The organism is Exiguobacterium sp. CH10, from assembly GCF_018617635.1.
GTDB lineage: Bacteria > Bacillota > Bacilli > Exiguobacteriales > Exiguobacteriaceae > Exiguobacterium > Exiguobacterium aestuarii_A.
In genome coordinates, this window is record NZ_JACSKO010000003.1 from 281,899 (window position 1) to 301,190 (window position 19,292).

A 19,292-nucleotide genomic window follows, 5' to 3' on the forward strand; every position below is an offset into this window, starting at 1 on the left:
AACGTTGCTTGTCACGTCCGACAATCATTTGTATACTGTGTTTCGTACTGAAACCATTCAGTGACGTGCTCGGTACGAAGAAGATGTGATCGAGATACTTAAATAGAACGTAAAGGATTGAGTGAACGCATGAGCTTTTTACAGCAACTCCAGAGTATTATTCCGGCTGAGCGCGTCCTCCAAGACGAGCCGCTGTCGGCACACACGTATACAAAACTAGGCGGGAAAGCAGATTACTTCGTAGCCCCACACACGTACGAAGAAGTCCAAGCCGTCTTAGAACTAGCCCATCAGGAAGCAATGCCGTTCATGATTCTCGGGTTCGGTTCAAACTTGATTGTCCGCGACGGGGGAATTCGCGGAGTCGTTTTAAACTTGAATGAACTAAATACGATTCGTCGCGAAGGGAACCAAATCGTGGCACAGGCTGGGGCAGCGATTATCGATGTCTCACGTCAAGCGCTTGCGGAAGGTTTATCCGGTCTTGAGTTCGCCTGTGGTATCCCTGGAACGGTCGGTGGCGCCGTCTATATGAACGCGGGTGCATATGGTGGAGAAACGAAAGACGTCATCACGTCTGCGACAGTATTGACGTCGGACGGACAAGTGCTTCATTTGTCAAAAGACGAATTAGAACTCGACTATCGTACGAGCCGTGTATCAAAAGAAGGGTTCATCGTGTTAGAAGCAACGTTCGAGCTCGAACCGAAAAACTACGAATTGATCAAAGAAGTCATGGACGATTTGACGTATAAACGTGAGTCGAAGCAACCGCTCGAATATCCTTCGTGCGGAAGTGTCTTCAAACGTCCGCCAGGCTACTTTGCCGGCAAGTTGATTCAAGACTCTGGTCTTCAGGGCAAACGAATCGGAGGGGCGGAAGTATCGCTCAAGCACGCCGGATTCATCGTCAACATCGCGGAGGCGACAGCGACAGAATACATTTCGCTAATCCGTCACGTGCAAGCGACCGTTAAAGAGAAGTTCGAAGTGGAATTGGAACCGGAAGTGAAAATCATCGGGGAAGATATCGCTGTCGAAAACGCATAATGAGAAGAAGGAACTGGGCGATTATGTTCAGTCCCTTCTTTTTTTACGAAAAAGACGACGAGAACGGGCATCTCGTCGTCTTTTGATTACGCTTGTGTTTGTTTTGCGACTGCCTCATAGGCAGGGACGAACGGATACTCTAAATCACGAGCGACCGCTTCGTATGTGACCGTACCGTTGATAACGTTTAAGCCTTTAAGAAGGGCATCGTTTCCGAGGAGTGCCGGGAGCACACCTTTTTGTGCACATTCGATAATATATGGCATCGTTGCGTTCGTAAGCCCCATTGTCGATGTGCGTGGCACGGCACCTGGCATGTTGGCGACGGCGTAATGTTGCACACCGTAACGTTCATACGTTGGCGCATCATGCGTTGTGATATGATCAATCGTTTCACAAATTCCACCTTGGTCAATGGCAACGTCAACAATCACCGATCCTGGGGACATGCGTTGTACCATTTCTTCTGTGACAAGTTTCGGTGCTTTTGCTCCAGGAATCAAAACAGCACCGATGACGAGATCACTCTCAGCTACTTGTTTGGCGATATTGTATTTGTTCGAGATTAATGTGTTGATTGTGTTTCCAAACAAGTCGTCGATTTGACGAAGACGAGCTGGGCTGATATCCATCAAAGTAACGCTCGCCCCGAGACCGATGGCGATACGCGCTGCATTCGTTCCGACGACGCCACCACCGATGACCGTGACGTTCGCACGAGGTACGCCCGGAAGACCTGACATGAGGATTCCTTTTCCACCGTGCGGTTTTTCGAGAATTTGTGCCCCGATTTGAGCGGCCATACGACCTGCGACTTCACTCATCGGTGTGAGAAGCGGTAACGTCCGATCGACTTCGACCGTCTCATACGCGATAGCAGTGATGCCTGATTCGACGAGTGCTTTCGTTAATTCTGGTTCTGCCGCTAAGTGCAAATACGTGAAGAGCGTCAGATCAGGACGGAAGTATTGATATTCAGACGGCTGCGGCTCTTTCACTTTGAGCGCAAGTTCGACGCCTTCCCATACTTCTTTCGCCGTTTCGACGATTGTTGCACCGGCATCGATATATTCCATATTTGTGAAACCACTGCCGAGACCGGCATTTGTTTCGACGAAGACGTCATGACCAAGTTCCGTTAACATAAATGCACCCATCGGTGTCAAAGCCACCCGATTTTCATTGTTTTTAATCTCTTTTAATACCCCGATTTTCATGGAACATTCCCCTTTCATTCCGTTGACACAAATTGTTCACACCCCTAGTATAGACCCATTCGAAAACGCTGTCTTTATCATGGATTCTAAAAACGAAGACGCTCACTTTGTGAAAAAACACAAAGCGAACGTCTAGTCTTCTAATCGATATTGGCCGGCTTTAATCGCCAAATAAATCATGGACCGTTCGGGTAAGGAAACTTGCGTGATATTCGTCAACTCTTCGATGCGTCGAATCCGATACAAGACGGTATTCGGATGGATATGAAGGTGGGCGGCGACCCGCTTTACGTTCCCATCGAAATAAAAATACCATTCGAGCGTCTTCACGAGTTCGGTCTGATGGGACGAGTCATATTGTTGCAACCGCTCGACGGTCGGATGGGTTTCCAGTCGAAGTCCAATGCGACGTGCTAGTTCCGGGACGAGTTGATAAATCCCGATCTGTTCGAAGGCGCGAGAAGTCGCGAGCTCAAGAGGGAACTTACGACGAAGTGTTGTGACACGACGTGCCTCTTCCGCTGCGGCGTACAGCATGTCACTCTCGAAAAAGCGTCGACTGATTCCTAGTCGCGGCTCAGATTCAGTGAACTTGTCTTGAAGCAACTGTTCGAATCGTTCCGCCCAAGCGAGCAATTCCACTTCTTCATCGGAAAGTTCGGATTTCATATAATGCCAGACGAGTAACTGCTGTCCATCGATGGCATGCAAGACGACTTCGATTGCCTCTTGGGTCGCGAGCACATAATGCAGACGCTCAGCGAGTTGCGGGGTGATCGGTTGAGCGCATTCAATAATCGTCAATCGACTGGCGACCGCAATTGGCGCGAGTTCGTTCAATCGTTCGCGATTGGCATCGGAAAGCGTCGGGGAAGCGAGGACATCTAACAAGAAACGCTCGAGCTCTGCGCTAATGCGTCGTTCGTGCATCGCGATTGTCATGAGCAACTTCTTGGCAATGGTCGCTCCTTCTTGCAAGATGGCTAATTCTTGAGTGGTAAACGGATTCGTTCGAGCCAAGCTCCAAATATAACCGAGTACTTCGTCATGTTGCTTGATCACGATGGCCGCACGTTCGCCGAGCCCGACAGCGAGCCGTGCCGGAATGACGACAGGCTCATCTTGGTCGATGACTTCTCGTAAAATCCCACTTTCCCATAAATCTTCAATAACGGCCTCTGGAACACGACGACCGATGATCGTGGCAATCCTGGCCGGGTCGGTCGAATCGGGGTGGGTGCTATACGCCAGCAACTGGTGGTGGCGATTTTCAATCGTGATGGGTGCTCGGATCGCTTGACCGATTGCTTCGGCGAGTGTATCGAGAGACTCATAAGATTTCTGCAAAAAAGGCATGTCGATTCCTCCTCTCTCTGAGTATAACTTCTTCTTTGTGAAACTTCACAAAAAGAATCGAGAGTGTGAGAAATGACATACCTTTAGTGGATTACATCGGGAAAAACAATCCGACGACGAGACCGAGAAGCGCCCCGACGATGACTTGGAACGGCGTGTGCCCGACGAGTTCATTTAAAAGTGGGGTCTCGTGTTTAATTCCTTTGAAATAATCATTCAGCAGTCGAGCTTGAAAGCCGACCGCTTGCCGGACGCCGGTCGCATCGTACATGACGATGGTGGCGAAGACTACAGCGAGGGCAAACATACTCGAGTCGATCCCTTCCATCCGTCCGATTGCCGTTGCGAGCGCGACGACCGTGGACGAGTGTGAGCTTGGCATGCCGCCTGAAGCGAACATGATTTCAATTTCAAAATCCCTTGTTTTAATAAGTTCGGTAACGAGTTTGGCCGCTTGGGCGATAAACCAAGCAAGAATCGCAGCGAGTAAAGGTTCGTTAAACATGCATTCACTTCCTGTCTGACATAGTAACTTCACTATACCCGAAAGCGGGACAGACTAGACGTTAAGATTTCGTCAAAAAAAGGTGTCACGGACGGCTTGTCCATGACACCTTTTGGTCGATTTTTGTTACCCGACTACTCCTTCAGTTTCCTGAAGTTTCTCTGCAATGTTGTCGATGATATAACGGTTGCGTGGGTGTTCTTGACACTCTTTCGAGCATGAACGCATTTGTTTCGGTTCACACTCTTCACAACAGAAATGCTGTACATTACACTCCGGGTTTGCACAATTAACGTAACGAACCGTCTCGGTTCCACAGTGCATGCAGTGTGAAACAACAGTCGGGTTCACAGAGTTAACAGGAACGTTGATGCGCTCATCAAAGACGTAAAGCTCACCATCCCAGTTTTCACCTTTCGTCGCTTCGTCTTTTCCATACATTGCGACGCCACCTTTTAAGTGGAAGATGTTGTCGTGACCTTGGTCACGCATATATGCTGTAAATTTCTCGCAACGGACGCCACCAGTACAGTAAGTGAGAAGTGTTTTCCCTTCGTAGAGGTCCTTGTTCTCTTCGAGCCATTCTGGCATGTAACGTGAAGCCTCTACATCGATTTTGATCGCGTTTTTAAAGTGACCAAGTTCGTACTCGTAGTTGTTACGAACGTCGAGGATGACGACATCATCACGATTCATCATCTCTTTCCATTCTGCTGGTTCGAGGTATGCACCGTGTTGTTTCGGTACATCAAACTCACCATCAAAGCGCCACGTCACGAGCTCTTTCTTGTGACGGACAAAAATTTTCTTGAACGCATGCTCTTCGACTTCATCGATTTTGAACTCGATATCGCTGAAGAGTGGGTTTGCTTTCAAGTCGTTCATGTATTGCTCAGTTTGTTCCCAAGTACCAGAGCACGTCCCGTTGATTCCTTCGGAGGAAATCAAGATGCGTCCTTTGATGCCGAGGTCTTTACAATACTTCAAATGTTCTTGCGTGAGTGTTTCTGGGTCTTCGATGTTGACGTACTTATAGTACAGCAAGACCCGCATTGGTTTTGTTTCCATGTTGTGTTGCTCCCCTGTGTTCAGTTTTTTGCAGGAAAACGAACGTTGGGTTGTGTCGTTCGACGAATAGACTTGCCTGCAACCACAAGTCCATTATTATATGATAAATATCACGACGAATTTTCGCAAATGGTTTTTAATTTTTTTTGACGAATGCAGGGAGATGCGTCTTGCAAATCGAATTCGGGTATTAGAGTAGTAGTAACGAAAGTTGAAGGTGGAACGACTATGCTCACTTCTCTCCAACAGTACATCATCCAATTAATCGAATGGCTTCAAAGTTTGCCTGGCGGTCCTTGGGCCGGACTCGGCGCTCCGTTTTTAGAAGCGATCTTTCCGTTTTTGCCACTCGTTTTAATCATTTCAGCGAATGCGGCAACATATGGTTTTTTGTTAGGGGTCCTTTTATCGTGGATCGGGAACTTACTCGGAACGATTGTCGTCTTCGCAGCGGTCCGATATGTGTTTCGTAAACCGATGACGCGCTGGCTCGAGAAACATAAAGCGGCGGTCTATTGGTTAGAACGAATCAACCATATGAGTCCGATCTCACTCGGGTTCTTGTATTCACTCCCGTTCATCCCAGTCAGTTTGATCACCTATTTGCTGGCGCTCATTCAGATGCCGCTCCGTACGTTCATTTTGGCGGCGGGATTCGGGAAACTACTCGTCGTCGTCATTTTCTCGGTCATCGGGGATCAATGGGAAGAATTTATCCAAAGCCCGTTTCGTTTATCGATGCTCGGTCTGCTTTTGGTCGCGTTGTGGGCCATCAGTCGAGGACTAGAAGAAGTGCTCAAACGACGTGCTTTCAAGAAACGCAACGAGCAATTGAAACAAGAAATGGTGACCAAACGACAAACACCCCTTTGAATAAAGGGGTGTTTTCGCTTAAGACTGCTTTTTAAAACGCGGGAAATTGAATGCGATGGCAATTCCTCCGCAGATAAAGAGGAGGAACGGATAAAGCATGAACGGGACGAGGTCCGGCGAAGCGGTCTTCGTCAACTCTGCGGCGATAAGAAGTTGCGCTCCGTATGGGAGAATCCCTTGTACACCACATGAGAAGATATCGAGCACACTAGCTGATTTCTTCCGTTCGATGTCATATTCGTCGGCAATATTCGCGGCAAGTGGTCCGGCTACGAGAATGGAAATCGTATTGTTCGCCGTCGCCACGTTCGTCGCACTGACGAGACCAGCGATACTCCACTCGGCACCAGCACGTTTTTGAATCCGTGATGTCAATGCATCACGCAAATACGTGAGTCCACCGTTGTGCGAAATAAGACCGACGAGGCCGCCCATGAGTAACGTCAAGAACGAGATTTCGGCCATACCGACCATGCCATCGGCGATAGCGGTCACAAATGCTGTGACGGATAAGCTTCCGTCGAGAAGACCGATGATTCCGGTTAGCGTGATCCCGCCTAACAAGACGAGAATGACGTTCAGTCCCGTTAACGCCAGTCCGATGACCGCGAGATACGGAATGAGTTTGTACCATTCGAATGCGGCGACATCGACCGTCGATTCACCGTTTGACAAGACCGCGAGTAAAATCGTCGTGATGATGGCAGCTGGTAACACGATCCAGAAGTTCGTCCGGAACTTATCACGCATGTTCGTCCGTTGTGTCCTTACGGCAGCGATGGTCGTGTCCGAGATGAATGAGAGATTATCTCCGAACATGGCTCCGCCGACAACTGCCGCGGCAGCGATCGCGACGTTTACACCACTCTCTTCATGAATACCAAGAGCGATTGGTGCAAGTGCCGCAATCGTACCAGTTGACGTGCCCATTGCCATCGAAATAAAAGCGGCAATGACGAATAGCCCACTCAATAAGAGAGATGGCGGTAAGAGCGTCAACGCGGCGTTAACCGTCGCATCGATTGCCCCGATGGATTCAGCTACAGTTGAAAAGGCACCGGCCAGTAAGAAAATAAAAATCATAATGATGATTCCCGGATTTCCGGCACCTTGTGCGATGCGTTCCACGGTTTGTGTGGCGCTTCCTTTTGTCATGAATGCTGCAACCATCAAGGCGATGATGGCTGCGACGAGGACCGGAAACTTATAAAAGTCTCCATAGTAGACACCCGCCCCGATGAAAAAGAGCAAGAAGACGAGTAACGGCAGAAGTGCCCACTTGTTTGCTGTTGGTTGTTCCAAAATAATCACCTCACTAAAAAATAAAAAGGACCTTTTTCTTGAGAAAAAGGTCCTTCGTGTGAAATACCTTTTCATCTTTCGGACGTATGTCCGCTGGATTTGGCACAGGTTCCCCGCTGCCGAGACTTCATAGGGCCAGTCCCTCCGTCTCTCTCGATAAAAAGTTAAGTTATCCTATTATCAAACACGTTCCCTAACGTACCTGTTTCAAATCTAGTTGTCAACCTAAAAACTCCCCAATTCGATGTGAGAAAGGGGAGTTTACGTCGTTAAATTGTTGAAGTGCGCCACGCGGTTACGTCCTGCATATTTTCCACCAACATACAGGGCACGGTCCGCGTTTCGAATCGTATCATCGAGACGCTTGTTCCCGAACGCTTCGATTGTGTCGACCCCGATGGACGCGGTGACAGAAATCTCATGGTGGTCGACAAGAAACGGTTTCGCTTCGATTTGATTGCGAATTCGCTCCGTGATTTCGATTGCTTGGTTCATGTCACAATGATTGAGCAATAAAATAAATTCTTCGCCGCCATAACGTGCAGCAAAGTCATCGGGACGAAGCACCTGACGGATTCGTCGTCCAAACTCTTGTAACACATGGTCCCCGACCTGATGACCGTACGTATCGTTGATTTTTTTGAAAAAATCAATATCGAGCATGGCGACCGATATCGGATATACCGACATATCGGATATTTGTTGAATGCCATATTCATAAAACGCACGCGCATTGGCGAGAAGCGTTAAACTGTCCGTCCGACTCTCGGTATAGAGGCGGTCCCGTTCGTGACAACGGCTAATGGTCCGGTTGAACGATTTTAACAATTTGATGATCTCATGCTGAATAATTTTTGGATAACCGTATACAGGTTCTCCCATCATGACAATCCATGTACGAATCTCTTCGATTTCCTCCGAACGAACAGAAACGAAGCTGTGGTAATCGTCATGGAAAGCGTCAGAAAGGGAAGTATCCCATTCAAAGCGCATTTCATAGTCGAGGACTTGCTCGATTGGCTGACTCATGTCAAGCAAAGTAAAGACGATGGGTCGATCGATGGGCTGTCGCGTCTTCAAGTCAAAGTAGAGGGTGCGTTCAAACAATTTAAACTCGACATACCCCTCATCATAATGATTCAGCTGTTCGCATTGACTTAAAAACACTTCGATGGCTTGCGCCTCGCTCTGTGATAAGGAAACGGCCTCTTTCGCTTCATCGTATTGCTCAATCAAGGATTTAAATGCATCTTGTCGCTCTTTTTGAATGAGGAGACGTTTAATGAAGAATGTTAACGCAGCGGCGATGCTACTGACGACGAGTAAGTTGGTCTCTCGGAAAAACGCTGCCGCTAATATGAAAATCAAACTGACGACGTACGTGTAGAAGGCGATTTTCATAAAATCGCTCAATGCGATGTCGACGCGGAACCACCATTTCACCTGATATTTTTGAAATACAGTGTTTAAGAAGATGGCAAGGAACAATCCAGCAAGCGGCACGAGCGAATCTTGCGAATAAAAGTCGAGACCGGTCTCCCCACCTAGTGCGAGATAGACAGCAGCCGGAATGACGATTTCTAAGTACGCCGTAATGGCATTCCAAGGATACGTGAAGCGGAAGCGACGGATAGCGACTTTCGGTTTCAAGTTGGCGAATTGAAAGATGAACAACCCGATTTGGTTGACGATGAGTGCTGTTTCAAATCCAAAGAATAAAAATAAAATTAAGACGATACTTTCAGAAAATGTGAAGTACACACCTTTGACTTCGATCGAGTCGAGTTGAAAAATGATGACAAGCAATGAAATTAAAATAAACGACAGCGGATCGATTGTTGGGGCGTGTAGGATATCCAATGCGAATAATGCGATGGTGAAGATGAATAAGGCACTCCATATACTCCAACCGAGCACGGACATCTTACGAAAGTGGTTCATGCGTTCCCTCCTAGCATGGGACATTTCAAGATCTAATAGTAAAGATTCGTCACGATTTCGTGTGAGTCCTGCTTCTGTTCCATGATGCTTGAATTCTAGCATTGAGTATACACGGAATATCCTCTATAATGAAATTGCTTTTCAACCGCATAGACGAATGTCGATGAAAAAGAGAGTAACGATGGTTTAGTCAACAAAGCGACCTGGGGATTGGTGAGAGCCTAGGCTGACAAACGTCGCGAAACGCACTTTTGAGATGCTATCCGAAACGAGAGTAGGCATAGCCGGAGGGAACCGTTATCACCATAAAGCGGTCTGCGTCATGCAGGCAAGAAGAGTGGTACCGCGGGAATTCCCGTCTCTTTGCATCTATGCAAAGGGCGTTTTTTTTATGAGTTGTGATACGAAGAAGGAGGACATACAAATGAGTTATGAACGCAAGTACGCAGAAGCGTTATCACGTGTCATCGGAGACGAGCTCACGATTGACCAGATTGAAGCATTGATTGAGAAGCCAAAACACGAGGCGCACGGTGACCTCGCGTTCCCGTGTTTTCAATTGGCGAAAGCTTACCGTAAAGCACCTGTCATGATTGCGACAGATATCGCGAATGACTTGAATGATGAATTGTTCACAAAAGTCGAGGCAGCGGGACCTTACGTCAACGTCTTCTTGAGCCGTGACGTCGTGTCAAAAGAAATCATCAACACGGTGCTCGAGGAGAAGTCAGAGTACGCGACACATGCAACACGCAATGAAACGATTGTGACGGACTTCTCGTCACCAAACATTGCGAAGCCATTCTCGATGGGTCATTTACGTTCGACGGTGATCGGGAATGCAATCAACCAAATCGCACGTAAAAACGGATATGACGTTGTCGGCGTCAACCACCTCGGTGACTGGGGCACACAGTTCGGGAAATTGATGGTCGCATACAAAAAGTGGGGCGATGAGGAAGCGGTACGCGCCAATCCGATCGCAGAACTCTTGAAATTATATGTTCATTTCCATGAAGAAGCGAAGACACAACCAGAACTCGAAGACGAAGGTCGCGCGTGGTTCAAGAAGCTTGAAGACGGCGATGCGGAAGCGACAGAGCTTTGGCAATGGTTCCGTGACGAGTCACTCAAGGAGTTCCAAAAAGTATACGACCTCCTCGGTGTGAAATTCGAGAGCTTCAATGGTGAGGCGTTCTACAATGACAAAATGGGACGCGTCGTCGAGATGCTCGAAGAAAAAAATCTCTTAGTCGAAAGTGAGGGCGCCATGGTCGTCTCGCTCGAAGAAGAGAACTTGCCACCATGCTTAATCAAGAAGAAAGATGGCGCGACATTGTACGCGACACGCGACTTGGCAGCAGCAATCTATCGCTACGAAACGTACAACTTCGTGCAAGCGAACTATGTCGTCGGTGGCGAACAGGCGCTTCACTTCAAACAACTCTTCTCGGTTCTTCGTAAGCTCGGCTACGACTTCGTCGATGGCATGCACCACGTACCGTTCGGTTTGATCTTGCAAGAAGGGAAGAAGATGTCGACACGTAAAGGGCGCATCGTTCTTCTTGAGGAAGTGTTGAAAGAAGCGATCGAAAAAGCACAAGCGAACATCGCGCAGAAGAACCCAGACCTTGCGAACGCAGAAGACGTCGCACGCATGGTCGGTGTCGGAGCGGTCGTCTTCCACGACTTGAAGAACGAACGCATCAACAACATCGAATTCGATCTCGACAGCATGCTCAAGTTTGAAGGAGAGACAGGACCTTACGTCCAATACACGAACGCTCGTGCGAACTCACTCCTCCGGAAAGGGAACTACGATGGTTCACCGTTCACTGGTGCAGACGATGACTACTCATGGGGTGTCGTCACGATGCTCAACGCGTTCCCACACGTCATCACGCGTGCACATGAACGTCGCGAACCATCTATCATCAGCCGTTATGTACTTGACCTCGCGCAAGCGTTCAACAAGTATTACGGTCATGTCCGTGTCTTAGAAGAAGATGCAGGCAAACAATCGCGTCTCGCACTCGTGAAGGCAGTGACACTCGTATTGACGGAAGGACTCCGTTTACTCGGTGTCGAAGCTCCGGAAGAAATGTAAGACAGACGAAAGGACCTCAAAAAAATGAGGTCCTTTTCCTATGCTCACACCTTCATCCGCGTCACCGTTCGGGCTTCCGTGTCATAGAGACACCATTCCCGGTCGAAGATGACGGCACCGACATTGATGACATATCGCTTTTTCTTCAAATGGAATGGGGTCCCGATTTCCCACGGCAAAGATCTCCCTTTCCGATAAATCCCGGGGATGTGACTATGTCCGATGAAGACGAGCGGATATTTCCCTTTCTCGACAATCGGTTCCCAGTCTTCGTTCCACTTGACTTGATGCCCATGTAAAAAGCGTGCTTCGCCAAGAGTCGTCTGTTCCGGCAATAAGGAAATTCGTGTTTTCACGGGATGGTCGATGACGAGCACCTCGTCGATTCGCTCCTCCTGATTACCGCGTAGACTCGGGAACGTCAGTAGCGCTTCATAGTTCGGGTCATATGTCACGACGTCTTCCACATGATGAAAGCGCTCGTGACGTCGTTTTTTCCCGATATGGCATTCATATAGGTCGCCGAGACAGAGAATATGCTCGGTTTCCCGCCGGACATCATCGAGAACCGCCTTCAAATCATCAAACGAACCGTGTGGGTCACTGATGATCGCGAGTTTCATCGGAAGTTCGTGAATTGGGCGTCGACGGACAACTCGAGCTCACGAACGAGCTGCATGACGGCTTGAAGATCGTCACGTGATTTCCCCGTCACTCGGATTTGATCGTCTTGAATTTGCGATTTGACTTTAAGTTTTGATTCCTTGATGGCGTTGTTGATTTTTTTCGCGTCATCTTTGTCGATGCCGCTCTTCAATTTCACACGTTGACGAACCGTGCCGCCGAGTGCGTTCTCTACTTTTTGATAGTCGAGGTTTTTTGTCGGGACGCCGCGCTTGATCAACTTCGTGATTAAGACGTCCTTTAATTGCTCGAGTTTGTAGTCGTCATCCGAGATGAGGACGAGGTCGCCATTGTCGAGCGACATTTCACTCTTTGAGCCTTTAAAGTCGTAACGGTTCAAAATTTCCTTCTCCGCGATTTGAATCGCGTTCTTCACTTCTTCAAGATTCATTTCTGACACGATATCGAAAGAATTGTCTTTTGCCATGTTTCATCCATCCTTTGTGTGGTTTTGTTATAATGATAGCAGATTTGAAGCAGTGAAGGAGTGAAGAGATGGAACGTACAATGGATCAACATACACATGCAGACTTAGATCACGTTGCCTATCACGGGAAAGACCTTGGGGTGACGTTTAAAGGGGAACAGATTCGACTACGTGTCTGGTCTCCGGTAGCGGAACAGATGTCGGTCAAGTTATATCGCACAGCCCGTGCCCGCAAGTTTGATCGACTCGAGCTCGAACCGGCTGAAAAAGGGACATGGGTCATTGAACTCGACCGTGCCTTGTTCGAAGGTCAATTTTATGTATTTGAAGCAATGATTGATGGGAAGAAAGTGGAATCACTCGATCCTTATGCAAAAGTCGTCGGAGTGAATGGGAAGCGTGGATGTCTGCTTGACCCGGCATCCTTGAACCCGGACCATTGGATTAAAGAACGTCCGCTATTCAATTCTTCACAAGAAGCGGTCATTTACGAAGCGCACGTACGTGATTTGACGAGTCATCCGGAGAGCGGAGCCACACATCGTGGGAAGTTCTTGGGGATGACCGAGACGGGGACGACGACAACGAGCGGATACCCGACCGGCCTTGACTACATCACATCGCTCGGTATCACACATCTTCAATTGATGCCATTCTTTGACTATGGGTCGGTGAACGAATCACGCGAGAGCGAAGATAACTATAACTGGGGATATGACCCGGTGCATTACTTTGCGGTCGAAGGATCATACGCCTCGTCAGCAGATGATCCGGCGACACGAATTATTGAACTGAAAGCGATGATTCAAGCCCTCCACGATCGAGGCATCCGTGTCATCATGGACGTCGTTTTCAACCATACGTACGATGTGTTGACGACACCGCTCGGTCAATTCGTCCCGGATTATTATTATCGACTAAATGAGGACGGAACACTCGCAGACGGTTCAGCATGTGGGAATGATACGGCATCTGAGCGTGCGATGATGCGTAAGCTCATGGTCGAATGTGTCACATATTGGGCGAAGGAATTCATGATCGACGGATTCCGTTTCGACTTGATGGGATTACATGATGTGAAGACGATGAATCAAATTCGGAAGGCGCTTGACCGCGTCGACCCATCCATCCTTGTCATCGGAGAAGGTTGGGATTTAGACACACCACTCCCGGTCCGTAAAAAAGCGAATCAACACAATGCGCATAAGATGCCACGAATCGCGCAATTTAATGATGGGATTCGAGATGGTGTCCGTGGAGACGTGTTCATCGAGGACTTACCAGGCTGGGTGAGCGGCAACACAGACATGACAGCTGACGTGAAACGGGGAATCGCTGGCGGGATTACGAGCCAAAGTTTTGCCGATGAACCGAACCAGGTCGTCAACTATGTCGAATGTCACGATAACTTGACGCTTTGGGACAAGTTGTCCGTGACAAATCCAGAAGATGATGAGACGACACGCCGTCGCCGCCATCGTTTGGCGACATCAATCGTGCTTCTCGGACAAGGGATTCCGTTCCTCCACAGTGGGCAAGAGTTCTTCCGCACAAAAGATGGGGACGAGAATAGCTTTAACTCAGGCGAGGTCGTCAACCGTGTCGACTGGACACGTGCAGAACAAGAAGCACCGAGTGTGGAATATGTGAAAGGTCTCTTGCGCCTGCGGAAACAGTATCCGCTCTTCCGACTCGAGAACACGGAACAGATTCGAAAACACTTACGCTTCTTCGATGAAGAAGAAGGCGTGATCGCATTCGAGTTGAGCCGCCACGTCGAAGGCTATGTAGAACGACACGTCGTGTATCATAACGCGCTAGAGGAAGCGGTCGAGATCAAACTTCCGTCCGGTAAGTTTGAAGTGAACGTGGAAGACCATACCGTCAATCTGACGGCTCCGCGTCAAATCGAGGACCGTCATATGACAGTCGCGCCACTATCGACACTCGTGGTGACGGAGCGTCGTCCGGACTACAGCAAATACGCTGTTGCTGGAGGTGCCGCACTCGCCGTGCTCGGTGGTCTCTGGTATGTATCGAAAAAACGAAAACGTAAAGAACAGTAACCAAAAAAGGAGACGTTAATCCGTCTCCTTTGGTGTGTCTTCCTCTGTTTGAGATGCCTCGAGTTGCATCATTTTTTGAACGAGAATATGCTTTGGCATATGCATCAATTCTTCGAGCGGGACGTTCAACTTTTTCGCAAGCTCAACCGCGGTCTCTGGTGATAATTGTAATGGGCGCATCGGTATACTCCTTTCTGAACCATTCATCTATACCGACAGTATACAGGAAAATCGAAAATGTGTTGAACGAACACATTCAAAATCGAATTTCGCTTCGGTCGTTGCTAAGCTGAAATTAGGAAGTGATCAAATGTACAAACAAACAGCAGACTTTCAATTTCATCAAACGATTGAATGGTTAGAACGTGTCGGTGAAGGTTGGATGTTGTACTTGGCGCAAACCGGATTTTTGTTCTTTGACGAGTCGTCCCAAATTCGCTGGGAGATTGACTGGGCTTGGACACCGTGCGCCCTATATGTGGAGCCGAATGCGACGCGTGCCGTGGCATGGTTCCGAGAAAAAGGACTTTACGGAGTCATTGATTTACAAAAAGGACAGATGGAGACGCATGCGATTCCACAACGTTTTAACGGTGACTGGTTTAGCAATTTGCACTATTGGCAAGGCGATGACATCTTCTTATATTCAGCCGAATCGGATGTCGTGGCTTTGAACCTCCACGATCATACGTTTCGATATAGTCGCTACGAAGAAGTTCCGCTCTTTGGGAACATCATCGAGTTGGCGTATCAAGGGACGTATGATTTTGAACGATTCACACCTGAAACATGTGTGACCTTATTTGATGAAAACACGCATCACTTTTTAGTGGAGAATGTGAAAACGAATGAGAACTGGCGTATTCCGTATGAAGGGGACCGTGATACGGTCATTCTCGATCAAGTCGGCGAAACGACGGCAATCACTTCGACCGAAGCGTTCCAACTGTTTCATCGAGAGGAAGAACTGTTTTGTTCGACTGTGTGTGCGGACAATCAATTGCTGAAGGTCATGCTGTTAGATGACCGAGGAGACCGACTCGTCGTCTTATCCGCACCACCACGATTTTGCCATAGTTGGCTTCAAGTCTTTGAACGACAAGAATCCTGAACCGAAACAGGTTCAGGAATTTTTTGTGAAGTGATGATGAATGAAGAGAGAAACGGGAAGTAGATGGTTAGACAGGGAGGAGTGACAAAGATGGAATGGTTAGGTAGGCAGTTGGTTCGCTTTCGATATGGAGTACTACTCATTTGGACGATCTTAATTGCGGGGTCGGTCTATTTTGGACTGCAGCTCCCGGGTGAGTTGAGAGGAAACGGCTTCGCAATTCAAGACGGGCGATTTCAACAAGTAGAGGAGACGCTGAATGATCGGTTTGACCGTGCCGGAGCCTCGATGATCGTGTTATTTGAAGGCGGAGAAATAGAAGCGGTCATGGACGAACAACAGGAACGGTTCGAGGCAATTCGGTCGATTGATGGTGTCATTACGCCATCCGAGAATCCAGATGCTCGTTCAGGCGACGTCTCGTACTTTGTGCTTGAATTTGAAGACTATGAAGCAGCCGAATCTTCGATTGATGCGGTTCGTGACGCCCTGATCACAGACACGGATACAGAAGTGCGGTTGACTGGGGAACCGGTATTTGCAGACGACTTGAACGAAGCGTCGAAAAATGACTTGATTCGAGCAGAATTGATCGGGATTCCGGTTGCTCTCGTCGTATTGTTACTTGTTTTCGGAACGCCGCTCGCGGCACTCATGCCGTTGCTCGTCGGACTCATCACGTTCATCGTAGCGGCAGGCTCTCTATTCTTTTTTGCGCAAAACATGGAATTATCCATATTCGTCTTGAACGCCGTGGCGATGATTGCCATTGCGCTCGGGATTGATTTCTCATTGCTCCTCGTCAATCGGTATCGTGAAGAGTTGACGCGTGGACAATCGAGAGAAGAAGCCATCGTCCGGACGGTGGCGACGGCAGGACGCTCAATCCTCTTCTCTGGATTATGTGTCTTTGTCGGGTTGGCCGGTCTACTCTTTATCCAGGTCGATGTCTTCCAGGCGGTCGCGCTCGGTGCGCTCATTGCCGTCGCGGGGGCTGTATTGTCCGCACTGACACTCTTGCCGTCATCTCTGTATTTAGTCGGGGATGCCTTGAATAAAGGGCGGATCATCAAGTCTGACGAAACGAAGTCAGAAAAGCGTTGGCAAAAGCTTGCCCGCTTCGTCATGAAGCGCCCTGTGACGATGACACTCGTCGCGTTATTGTTACTGCTACCGAGCCTTTGGTTCGTCCGTGACTTAGAGCTGAACATTCCGGACGCAGATGCGCTCCCGACTTCGTATGAATCACGGGCGGCACTTGAACGATTTGACGATGTGTTCGGGGAAAACTCAACTGATGCGGTCATTTTGTTCGAAGCGAATGATTTGACGGACCCGATGATTTTAGAAGAACTGACAACGCTCACGGACGAGTTAAACGAAGTAGGGATTGTCGATAACGTCTCGACCTTTTTGACGACGTCCGGTTTGACGCCTGAAGCGTTCACGCAACTCGTGGAGGCGGCCCCGGAACAACTCGCTCCGCTTGAACGTCTCGTCACACTTGAGGGGAATACGGATCTCGCCCTCGTCAACGTGAGTTTCGATGTACCACCGAGTGACAAAGAAGCACAGGCATTTGTTCGTGATTGGCGAGACCAGGGATTTGAGGTCGGTGGACCGGCTGCTTTTAACGAAGAGATTTATGATGAGATTTACGACAGCATCCCATATGCAGTGATCACCGTCATTTTGGCGACGTTCTTCATCCTCATGTGGGCATTCCGATCCATCTTGATTCCAATCAAAGCCATTCTCATGAATGTACTCGGTCTCGGGGCAACGTTCGGTTTACTCGTCATCATCTTTGAGTCAGGCTATGTGTATGACGCGGAGACAATCAGTATTTTGACACCGGTCTTCATCTTCTCACTCGTCTTCGGATTGTCGATGGACTATGAGGTGTTCCTCGTTTCACGAATCGAGGAATACTACCGGGAGACAGGTGACAATGACTATGCGACAGAGATGGGACTGGCGAAAACGAGTAAAATCATTACCTCGGCTGCCATCATCATGATTGTCGTGACCGGTGCGTTTGCCTTTACGGGTGTCAGCCCGATTAAACAGCTCGGTGTTGGGATCGCCCTCGCCATCTTTATCGATGCGACGATTATCCGAATCCTGCTCGTTCCATCTCTTATGAAACTGTTTGGGGATTGGAACTGGTGGTGGTTCGGTAAGAAAGATTTACCGAAACGTAACATGCACTAAAGGTAAAATTCATGAACTGAATCAAAATGTGTGGTAAACTACGTACAAGATTACGCGCAATTTGAGAAAGGAAGGTCTTTATGGATACCGAGAGGACGTGGCCTCTGTTCCAACTTCCGGACTTCTAGCGTTGAATGATCACCATGACGTGTATCAATCAACAAACGGAAGATCGGAGATGGAACAGATGGAACCGCAGCTACGACTGAGGATCCTCCTCTCCGTCAAGAACGGGGAGGACAATCGGAATGAAACGAGTTGCTACCATAGTGCTCGGAACGCTGATCATGGCGTTCGGTTATTATTATTTGAATGAACAGTTTGGTTTGGCGGAAGGTGGATTCGTCGGGTTATCGCTACTCGGTCGCTATCTATTTGATATCGATCCGGCGATCTCGATGATCATGCTCGACATCCCATTTTTTATCATCGCATTGTGGTGGAAAGGATGGCGTTTTGTCGGACAGGCGGTGTTAGCCGCTTCGTCCTTATCGCTCAGTTATGCGATGTGGGACCGTCTCGATTTGCTCACGTTTGATATTCAAGTATGGCCAGCGACGTTATTCGCTGCCATCGCGAGTGGGATATTGACCGGATATGGTCTCGGTCTCGTCTTGAAATCAGGCGGAGCGACCGGTGGCGACGACTTATTCGCCCTCGGATTATCGAAATGGACAGGCGTGTCGGTCGGTACGATTTTAATTATCTTTGATGTGATCGTCCTTGGGATTTCACTCATTTATTTACCATTATCGAACGCATTGTATACGCTCGTCGCGGTGTCAATCGCCGGACGGGTCGTCACCAAGATGCTTGTCGTCGATGAGCCGAAAGCGACACCTGTCGTACCAAATTGGACACCAAAAAACGATCTCGCGTGAGATCGTTTTTTTAGTTCATCGAAGCGGCGATGTCAAACAAATCTTGCTTCGAAAGTTGATGTCCTTTGTAGTCGATTGCGTATTCGACGCCCTCTCGTTGCCAGCTGAGAATAGTGAGTTCATCGGATTCATTGAGGTAGACAGGAGAACCTTGAACGGTTTGTGCGTACCGTCCCCACTCTTCGACATGGTGCCATCCGAGTTCAGTAGTCGCCCATATGCTCATAGACTCCTCTTCATTTTCATAGACGAGCTCGACCCGCCCTAGGCTGACCAGATGTGCATATTCGGTCTCAGCGACAAAAGGCAGGTGCGTAGGAGGATGAATCTCGAATGGAACGAAAGAAGTCGTTGCGTGAATCGGTAGAGGGACTTCGCTTCGACCGATCAAGAGTAGGATGAAACTCATCCCGATGACACATTTGAAGATAAACCGACTCTTTCGATCTTTTGGTAGTAAAGACATGGTCAGAACTCACCTCGCGGAACA

At 48.5% G+C, this 19,292-nt stretch carries 17 protein-coding genes, 1 riboswitch and 1 other annotated feature; of the genes, 7 read left to right on the plus strand and 10 right to left on the minus strand.

Annotated features, from left to right (window positions below):
* Positions 1 to 129: 129 nt before the first annotated feature.
* A complete protein-coding gene (gene murB, locus KNP04_RS11895) occupies positions 130 to 1,050 on the plus strand; it encodes a UDP-N-acetylmuramate dehydrogenase (RefSeq protein WP_214695939.1) in 921 nt (306 codons plus the stop codon).
* 86 nt (positions 1,051 to 1,136) lie between these two features.
* Here murB and ald read toward each other — a convergent pair whose 3' ends face one another.
* The 4 genes from ald to trhO all read right to left on the minus strand — a co-directional run bounded on the left by ald (position 1,137) and on the right by trhO (position 5,196).
* Positions 1,137 to 2,267, minus strand: a complete 1,131-nt coding sequence (gene ald / locus KNP04_RS11900; protein ID WP_214695941.1) for an alanine dehydrogenase — start codon at positions 2,265 to 2,267, stop codon at positions 1,137 to 1,139.
* A 132-nt stretch (positions 2,268 to 2,399) separates the two neighbouring features.
* Entirely contained in the window at positions 2,400 to 3,623 is a 1,224-nt protein-coding gene (locus KNP04_RS11905) for a PucR family transcriptional regulator (protein ID WP_214876352.1), read from the minus strand.
* A gap of 91 nt (positions 3,624 to 3,714) precedes the next feature.
* Positions 3,715 to 4,128 (minus strand): divergent PAP2 family protein, encoded by a 414-nt coding sequence (locus KNP04_RS11910; protein ID WP_074034273.1) that lies wholly within the window; start codon positions 4,126 to 4,128, stop codon positions 3,715 to 3,717.
* Positions 4,129 to 4,254: 126 nt separating this feature from the next.
* A complete protein-coding gene (trhO, locus tag KNP04_RS11915) occupies positions 4,255 to 5,196 on the minus strand; it encodes an oxygen-dependent tRNA uridine(34) hydroxylase TrhO (RefSeq protein ID WP_214695947.1) in 942 nt (313 codons plus the stop codon).
* Between the two features lie 228 nt (positions 5,197 to 5,424).
* On the opposite strand from trhO, the gene KNP04_RS11920 reads away from it, so the two are divergent.
* Positions 5,425 to 6,069 (plus strand): TVP38/TMEM64 family protein, encoded by a 645-nt coding sequence (locus tag KNP04_RS11920; RefSeq protein WP_214785617.1) that lies wholly within the window; start codon positions 5,425 to 5,427, stop codon positions 6,067 to 6,069.
* Between the two features lie 18 nt (positions 6,070 to 6,087).
* Here KNP04_RS11920 and KNP04_RS11925 read toward each other — a convergent pair whose 3' ends face one another.
* On the minus strand, positions 6,088 to 7,446 hold the full coding sequence (locus KNP04_RS11925) for a Na+/H+ antiporter NhaC family protein (RefSeq protein WP_353047927.1): 1,359 nt from the start codon (positions 7,444 to 7,446) through the stop codon (positions 6,088 to 6,090).
* Positions 7,440 to 7,534: riboswitch (SAM riboswitch) on the minus strand. (Overlaps the previous gene by 7 nt.)
* Before the next feature lie 98 nt (positions 7,535 to 7,632).
* The gene (locus KNP04_RS11930) at positions 7,633 to 9,312 is read right to left on the minus strand and encodes a GGDEF domain-containing protein (RefSeq protein ID WP_214876355.1); all 1,680 of its coding nucleotides are present in this window, start codon (positions 9,310 to 9,312) and stop codon (positions 7,633 to 7,635) included.
* A 154-nt stretch (positions 9,313 to 9,466) separates the two neighbouring features.
* Positions 9,467 to 9,678 (plus strand) — a binding site (T-box leader).
* Positions 9,679 to 9,736: 58 nt separating this feature from the next.
* On the opposite strand from KNP04_RS11930, the gene argS reads away from it, so the two are divergent.
* Positions 9,737 to 11,419: an arginine--tRNA ligase gene (gene argS / locus KNP04_RS11935; protein ID WP_214876357.1), complete on the plus strand. Its 1,683-nt coding sequence runs from the start codon at positions 9,737 to 9,739 to the stop codon at positions 11,417 to 11,419.
* Positions 11,420 to 11,463: 44 nt separating this feature from the next.
* On the opposite strand, the gene KNP04_RS11940 is transcribed toward argS, so the two are convergent.
* Both KNP04_RS11940 and KNP04_RS11945 read right to left on the minus strand, forming a co-directional pair.
* On the minus strand, positions 11,464 to 12,042 hold the full coding sequence (locus tag KNP04_RS11940; protein WP_214876359.1) for a metallophosphoesterase family protein: 579 nt from the start codon (positions 12,040 to 12,042) through the stop codon (positions 11,464 to 11,466).
* Entirely contained in the window at positions 12,039 to 12,530 is a 492-nt protein-coding gene (locus KNP04_RS11945) for a YajQ family cyclic di-GMP-binding protein (protein ID WP_015880519.1), read from the minus strand. Before KNP04_RS11945 ends, KNP04_RS11940 begins: the two co-directional genes overlap by 4 nt.
* 68 nt (positions 12,531 to 12,598) lie before the next feature.
* Between KNP04_RS11945 and pulA the strand changes: the two genes are divergently transcribed.
* Positions 12,599 to 14,596 carry a type I pullulanase gene (pulA, locus tag KNP04_RS11950; RefSeq protein ID WP_214876361.1) on the plus strand — a complete coding sequence of 666 codons (1,998 nt, stop codon included), beginning with the start codon at positions 12,599 to 12,601 and terminating at the stop codon, positions 14,594 to 14,596.
* 15 nt (positions 14,597 to 14,611) lie between these two features.
* On the opposite strand, the gene KNP04_RS11955 is transcribed toward pulA, so the two are convergent.
* Entirely contained in the window at positions 14,612 to 14,776 is a 165-nt protein-coding gene (locus KNP04_RS11955) for a YycC family protein (RefSeq protein ID WP_074034904.1), read from the minus strand.
* Positions 14,777 to 14,906: 130 nt separating this feature from the next.
* Between KNP04_RS11955 and KNP04_RS11960 the strand changes: the two genes are divergently transcribed.
* The 3 genes from KNP04_RS11960 (at position 14,907) to KNP04_RS11970 (ending at position 18,802) form a co-directional block, all read left to right on the plus strand.
* Positions 14,907 to 15,707 (plus strand): hypothetical protein, encoded by an 801-nt coding sequence (locus KNP04_RS11960; protein WP_214876363.1) that lies wholly within the window; start codon positions 14,907 to 14,909, stop codon positions 15,705 to 15,707.
* 90 nt (positions 15,708 to 15,797) lie between these two features.
* Complete coding sequence (locus KNP04_RS11965) at positions 15,798 to 17,921, plus strand: MMPL family transporter (RefSeq protein WP_214876365.1); 2,124 nt, start codon at positions 15,798 to 15,800, stop codon at positions 17,919 to 17,921.
* Positions 17,922 to 18,169: 248 nt separating this feature from the next.
* On the plus strand, positions 18,170 to 18,802 hold the full coding sequence (locus KNP04_RS11970; protein WP_214876367.1) for a YitT family protein: 633 nt from the start codon (positions 18,170 to 18,172) through the stop codon (positions 18,800 to 18,802).
* Positions 18,803 to 18,812: 10 nt separating this feature from the next.
* Here KNP04_RS11970 and KNP04_RS11975 read toward each other — a convergent pair whose 3' ends face one another.
* Positions 18,813 to 19,268, minus strand: a complete 456-nt coding sequence (locus tag KNP04_RS11975; RefSeq protein WP_214876369.1) for a hypothetical protein — start codon at positions 19,266 to 19,268, stop codon at positions 18,813 to 18,815.
* Positions 19,269 to 19,292 lie beyond the last annotated feature (24 nt).

Bases quoted from the DNA above. Each gene is read 5' to 3' on its own strand.
- trhO (WP_214695947.1), bottom strand. From the start codon at position 5,196: ATGGAAACAAAACCAATGCGGGTCTTGCTGTACTATAAGTACGTCAAC.
- KNP04_RS11965 (WP_214876365.1), top strand. From the start codon at position 15,798: ATGGAATGGTTAGGTAGGCAGTTGGTTCGCTTTCGATATGGAGTACTA.
- KNP04_RS11905 (WP_214876352.1), bottom strand. From the start codon at position 3,623: ATGCCTTTTTTGCAGAAATCTTATGAGTCTCTCGATACACTCGCCGAA.
- KNP04_RS11930 (WP_214876355.1), bottom strand. From the start codon at position 9,312: ATGAACCACTTTCGTAAGATGTCCGTGCTCGGTTGGAGTATATGGAGT.
- KNP04_RS11925 (WP_353047927.1), bottom strand. From the start codon at position 7,446: ATGAAAAGGTATTTCACACGAAGGACCTTTTTCTCAAGAAAAAGGTCC.
- KNP04_RS11955 (WP_074034904.1), bottom strand. From the start codon at position 14,776: ATGCGCCCATTACAATTATCACCAGAGACCGCGGTTGAGCTTGCGAAA.
- KNP04_RS11960 (WP_214876363.1), top strand. From the start codon at position 14,907: ATGTACAAACAAACAGCAGACTTTCAATTTCATCAAACGATTGAATGG.
- argS (WP_214876357.1), top strand. From the start codon at position 9,737: ATGAGTTATGAACGCAAGTACGCAGAAGCGTTATCACGTGTCATCGGA.
- ald (WP_214695941.1), bottom strand. From the start codon at position 2,267: ATGAAAATCGGGGTATTAAAAGAGATTAAAAACAATGAAAATCGGGTG.
- KNP04_RS11975 (WP_214876369.1), bottom strand. From the start codon at position 19,268: ATGTCTTTACTACCAAAAGATCGAAAGAGTCGGTTTATCTTCAAATGT.
- pulA (WP_214876361.1), top strand. From the start codon at position 12,599: ATGGAACGTACAATGGATCAACATACACATGCAGACTTAGATCACGTT.
- KNP04_RS11970 (WP_214876367.1), top strand. From the start codon at position 18,170: ATGAAACGAGTTGCTACCATAGTGCTCGGAACGCTGATCATGGCGTTC.
- KNP04_RS11910 (WP_074034273.1), bottom strand. From the start codon at position 4,128: ATGTTTAACGAACCTTTACTCGCTGCGATTCTTGCTTGGTTTATCGCC.
- murB (WP_214695939.1), top strand. From the start codon at position 130: ATGAGCTTTTTACAGCAACTCCAGAGTATTATTCCGGCTGAGCGCGTC.
- KNP04_RS11920 (WP_214785617.1), top strand. From the start codon at position 5,425: ATGCTCACTTCTCTCCAACAGTACATCATCCAATTAATCGAATGGCTT.
- KNP04_RS11945 (WP_015880519.1), bottom strand. From the start codon at position 12,530: ATGGCAAAAGACAATTCTTTCGATATCGTGTCAGAAATGAATCTTGAA.
- KNP04_RS11940 (WP_214876359.1), bottom strand. From the start codon at position 12,042: ATGAAACTCGCGATCATCAGTGACCCACACGGTTCGTTTGATGATTTG.